The organism is Streptomyces sp. 13-12-16, assembly GCF_002114215.1.
Taxonomy (GTDB): domain Bacteria; phylum Actinomycetota; class Actinomycetes; order Streptomycetales; family Streptomycetaceae; genus Streptomyces.
Map to the genome: position 1 here is coordinate 1 of NZ_NCTE01000557.1, position 4,294 is coordinate 4,294.

Genomic DNA, 4,294 nt, shown 5'->3' on the forward strand with positions numbered 1-4,294 from the left:
CGCCTCGCCCGCCGTCTCCAGTCCGGTGGCGGCCGGGCGCAGCACCCGGCGGGCGGCCAGGGCGCCGTAACCGAGCAGGAACGCGCCGCCGATCCAGCCGACCGCCGTCAGCGCGCCGGGCCACGCCACGACCACCGCACCGACCCCGCCGACCCCGAGGGCGATCAGCGCCGCGTCGGACAGGGCGCAGATGCCGACGACGGCGAGTACGGCGTCGCGGCGGACGCCCTGGCGCAGGACGAAGGCGTTCTGGGCACCGATGGCGACGATGAGGGAGAGGCCGGTGCCGAATCCGGCGGCGGCGGTGGTCAGGGCGCTGGTCATGGCGACGACGCTACGGGCGCGGAGGATCTGCAGTACAGCTAATGATTCTTACGTACCATTAGCTCTCGTGATGACGGATCTTCCGCTGGACCAGGTGAGGACCCTGCTCGCCGTGGTGGACGAGGGGACGTTCGACGCGGCGGCCGCCGCGCTGCACGTCACGCCCTCGGCGGTGAGCCAGCGGGTGAAGGCTCTGGAGCAGCGCACGGGGCGGGTGCTGCTGCTGCGCACCAAGCCGGTGCGGCCGACCGAGTCGGGCGAGGTGCTGGTCAGGCTCGCCCGCCAGACGGCCCGGCTGGAACGGGACGCGTACGCCGAGCTGGGGCTGAGCGGGGCCGGGGAGCCGACCCGGGTGCCGGTGGCGGTGAACGCGGACTCGCTGGCGACCTGGTTCCTCGGGGCCCTCACCCGCCTGCCGGCCGACTCGCGGCTCCGCTTCGAACTGCGCCGGGAGGACGAGGCCCATACGGCGGCGCTGCTGCGGGAGGGGACGGTGATGGCCGCGGTGACCTCGTCGCCGGACGCGGTGCCGGGCTGTTCCGTGCGGCTTCTGGGACGGATGCGCTATCTCCCGGTGGCGAACCCGGAGTTCGCCGTGCGGCATCTCGCGGGACCGCTGCGGGAGGTACTGCCCGTGGCGCCCGTGGTGGTGTTCGACCGGAAGGACGACTTCCAGGACGGCTTCGTGCGCCGGCTCACACGCGGACGCGCCGAGGCGAGCGCGCTGCGCCACCACGTGCCGACCTCGGAGGGGTTCGCCGAGGCGGTCGCCGCGGGCCTGGGCTGGGGCATGGTGCCCGAGGCCCAGGCGGACCCCCTGCTCCGGGCCGGCCGCCTCACGGTGTTCGCCCCGGACCGGGAGGTCGACATCTCCCTGTACTGGCAGCAGTGGAAGCTGGACTCCCCCGCGCTGGCGGCGGTGGCGGACGCGGTGACGGAGGCGGCGGCGGGAGCGCTGCGCCGCTGAGGGCCCGTCGGCTCGTCGGCCCGCCCTACCTCCGTTCCCCTCGGCCGAACAGATGGGGCACCCCCCGGCTAGGATCCCGCCAGGCTGTTCCCGGCGCTCTCCAGGAGCATGTCCAGCGCCGTCGGGTAGGCACTGGTGACCATGCGGGTGGCCAGCAGGGGCGCGGCCTCGGCGATGCGGGGGTGGGTGGCGGCGGGGAGGCGGGCGTAGGTGGAGCGCCACATCTCCTCGTCGGCGTGGAGTGCGGCGTCGGGCAGGGCCAGGGACGCGGCGTCGAGGGCGGCGAAGGCCAGCGTGGTGTCGATGAAGGCGTGGTAGACGCGGACCGTCTCCGGCAGCGGGAAGCCCGCGGTGCGCAGCACGTCGAGGACCGCCTCGTCGGCCGCCAGTTCGTTCGCCCGGCCGGAGACCCGGCTCGCCGTGAGGACGGCGGCCTGCGGGTGCGACACGTAGGCGGCGTGGATGCGCAGCCCGACGTCCCGCAGGTCGGCCCGCCACTGTCCCGTGGGCCGCCAGCCGTGCAGCGCCTGGCCGATCAGCGCGTCCCCGATGGCGAGGGTCAGCTCGTCCATGCCGCGGAAGTAGCGGTAGAGGGTGCTCGGGTCGCAGTCCAGGGCGAGGCCGAGGCGGCGGGCGGTCAGACCCGTGCTGCCGTGCTCGCGCAGCAGGCGCAGCGCCGTCTCGACGATCAGCGTCTCGGACAGGACCCGGCCGCTCCTCGTCGGCCTGCGGCGCCGCCGGCGCTCCTCGGGAACCACGTGTTTGGGCATCGTCGTCTCCTCGCGCTCTTATGCCAACGCCATTGACCTTATGCCGTCGCGCGGCGTTGTATCTCCGGCCGGGGCCCCGCACACATCCCGGATCCACGAGGATCCACGAGGCAGAGAGGGAGTGCTCCGTCATGCGTGTACTGCTGGTGGGAGCCGGCGGCGTGGGTACCGCCGTCACCCGGATCGCGGCCCGGCGGCCGTTCTTCGACCGGATGGTGGTGGCCGACCACGACCCGTCCCGGGCCGAGGCGGCGGTCGCCGCGCTCGGCGCGGAGGGGGCCCGGTTCCGTGCCGAGCGCGCGGACGCCGGTGACGAGGACGGGGTGGTGGCGCTGCTCGAGCGGCACGGCTGCGACGTCCTGCTCAACGCCACCGACCCCCGGTTCGTGATGCCGCTGTTCCGCGCGGCGCGCCGCGCCGGTGCCACCTATGTCGACATGGCGATGTCGCTGTCCCGGCCGCACGCCGAACGGCCGTACGAGGAGTGCGGGGTCAAGCTCGGCGACGAGCAGTTCGCGCGGTCCGGGGAGTGGGTGGAGGCCGGTGCGCTCGCCCTGGTCGGGATGGGCGTCGAGCCGGGGCTGTCGGACGTCTTCGCCCGGTACGCCGCCGACGAACTCTTCGACGAGATCGAGGAGATCGGCGTCCGCGACGGCGCGAACCTCACGGTGGACGGCTACGGCTTCGCGCCGTCCTTCAGCATCTGGACCACGATCGAGGAGTGCCTCAACCCGCCCGTGGTCTACGAGGAGGGCCGCGGCTGGTTCACCACCGAGCCGTTCAGCGAGCCGGAGGTGTTCGACTTCCCCGAGGGCATCGGCCCGGTGGAGTGCGTGAACGTCGAGCACGAGGAGGTGCTGCTCGTCCCGCGCTGGGTGGACGCCCGCCGGGTGACCTTCAAGTACGGCCTGGGCCGCGAGTTCATCGACACGCTCAGGACGCTGCGCCTGCTGGGCCTGGACCGCACCGAACCGGTGACCGTGCCCGGCCCGGACGGTCCGGTGCGGGTCTCCCCCAGGGACGTGGTGGCCGCCTGTCTGCCCGACCCGGCGACGCTGGGCGAGCGGATGCACGGCAAGACCTGCGCCGGCACCTGGGTGCGGGGCGTGAAGGACGGGGCGCCGCGCGAGGTGTACCTGTACCACGTGGTCGACAACGAGTGGTCCATGGCCGAGTACGGCTGCCAGGCCGTGGTGTGGCAGACCGCCGTCAACCCCGTCGTCGCCCTCGAACTGCTCGCCGGCGGCGCCTGGTCGGGCACGGGCGTGCTCGGTCCGGAGGCGTTCCCCGCGAGGCCGTTCCTGGATCTGCTGACCGCGTACGGCTCGCCCTGGGGGCTGCGCGAACAGTGACCGCGCGCACGGCGTCCCGTTGTTTCACCGCCGGTCGACAGGTCACCCGAAAGGGAGTAAGGCGCCCAAAAGGGCGTCTGACCCTCTTCACACCGATGATCGCAGGTGACTCTCGATGGACAACTGGCGCGAACGTGCGGCCTGCAGGACCGAGGACCCCGACCTCTTCTTCCCGATCGGCACCTCCGGACCCGCCCTGATGCAGACGGAACAGGCCAAGGCCGTGTGCCGGCGCTGCCCCGTGCGGGAGCAGTGCCTCCAGTGGGCGCTGGACACGGGGCAGTCCATCGGGGTGTGGGGCGGTACGAGCGAGACGGAACGCCGTGCCCTGAAGCGCCGTATCGCCGCCCGGCGCTCCTCCGGCTGACCGGGCACGGCGGGCTCGCCGTGCCCGGCCCGGTGTGCCGCAGTACGCTCGCGGGACACCGCCGGAAGGGGCCGACCATGAGCGTGCGCGTGCGCCGTGCCTACGAACCGCCCGAGCCGGACGACGGGGTCCGGATCCTGGTCGACCGGCTGTGGCCGCGCGGTCTGGCGAAGGACGCGGCGCGGGTGGACGAGTGGCCCAAGGGGCTGACCCCGTCCACCGGGCTGCGCCGCTGGTACCACGCGGACGACCGGTCCTACGAGGAGTTCCGCGAGCGCTACGAGGCGGAACTCGCCGCCCCGGAGGCCGCCGAACTCCTGGATCACGTACGGGAACTGGCCGGGAAGGGCCCGGTGACGCTGCTGACCGCGTCCAAGAGCCCGGAGACCGGTCACGCGGAGGTGCTGGCCCGCCTGCTGGCGGACTGAGCGGGCCGGCGGGGTCCGCCGGCGGTTCGGCGGCGCCCCGGAGGGGCGCGGGACCGTACCGACGCGCGGCTGCCGCCGCGCGGGGG

The 4,294-nt window shown here is 73.8% G+C and carries 6 protein-coding genes; 4 read left to right on the forward strand and 2 right to left on the reverse strand.

All coding sequences use genetic code 11. The features are described 5' to 3' along the window. The coding region (locus B7767_RS22540; RefSeq protein WP_179167242.1) for a LysE/ArgO family amino acid transporter at positions 1-324 on the reverse strand (324 nt) is incomplete at its 3' end. A gap of 70 nt (positions 325-394) precedes the next feature. Between B7767_RS22540 and B7767_RS22545 the strand changes: the two genes are divergently transcribed. After that, entirely contained in the window at positions 395-1,291 is an 897-nt protein-coding gene (locus B7767_RS22545) for a LysR family transcriptional regulator ArgP (protein WP_085573790.1), read from the forward strand. Positions 1,292-1,359: 68 nt separating this feature from the next. On the opposite strand, the gene B7767_RS22550 is transcribed toward B7767_RS22545, so the two are convergent. Then, on the reverse strand, positions 1,360-2,061 hold the full coding sequence (locus tag B7767_RS22550) for a TetR/AcrR family transcriptional regulator (RefSeq protein WP_085573791.1): 702 nt from the start codon (positions 2,059-2,061) through the stop codon (positions 1,360-1,362). 131 nt (positions 2,062-2,192) lie between these two features. On the opposite strand from B7767_RS22550, the gene B7767_RS22555 reads away from it, so the two are divergent. The 3 genes from B7767_RS22555 (at position 2,193) to B7767_RS22565 (ending at position 4,208) form a co-directional block, all read left to right on the forward strand. Continuing rightward, positions 2,193-3,413, forward strand: a complete 1,221-nt coding sequence (locus B7767_RS22555; protein WP_085573792.1) for a saccharopine dehydrogenase family protein — start codon at positions 2,193-2,195, stop codon at positions 3,411-3,413. Between the two features lie 115 nt (positions 3,414-3,528). Beyond that, a complete protein-coding gene (locus B7767_RS22560) occupies positions 3,529-3,780 on the forward strand; it encodes a WhiB family transcriptional regulator (RefSeq protein WP_085573793.1) in 252 nt (83 codons plus the stop codon). Positions 3,781-3,857: 77 nt separating this feature from the next. Next, on the forward strand, positions 3,858-4,208 hold the full coding sequence (locus tag B7767_RS22565) for a DUF488 domain-containing protein (protein ID WP_085573794.1): 351 nt from the start codon (positions 3,858-3,860) through the stop codon (positions 4,206-4,208). The last annotated feature ends 86 nt before the right edge of the window (positions 4,209-4,294 follow it).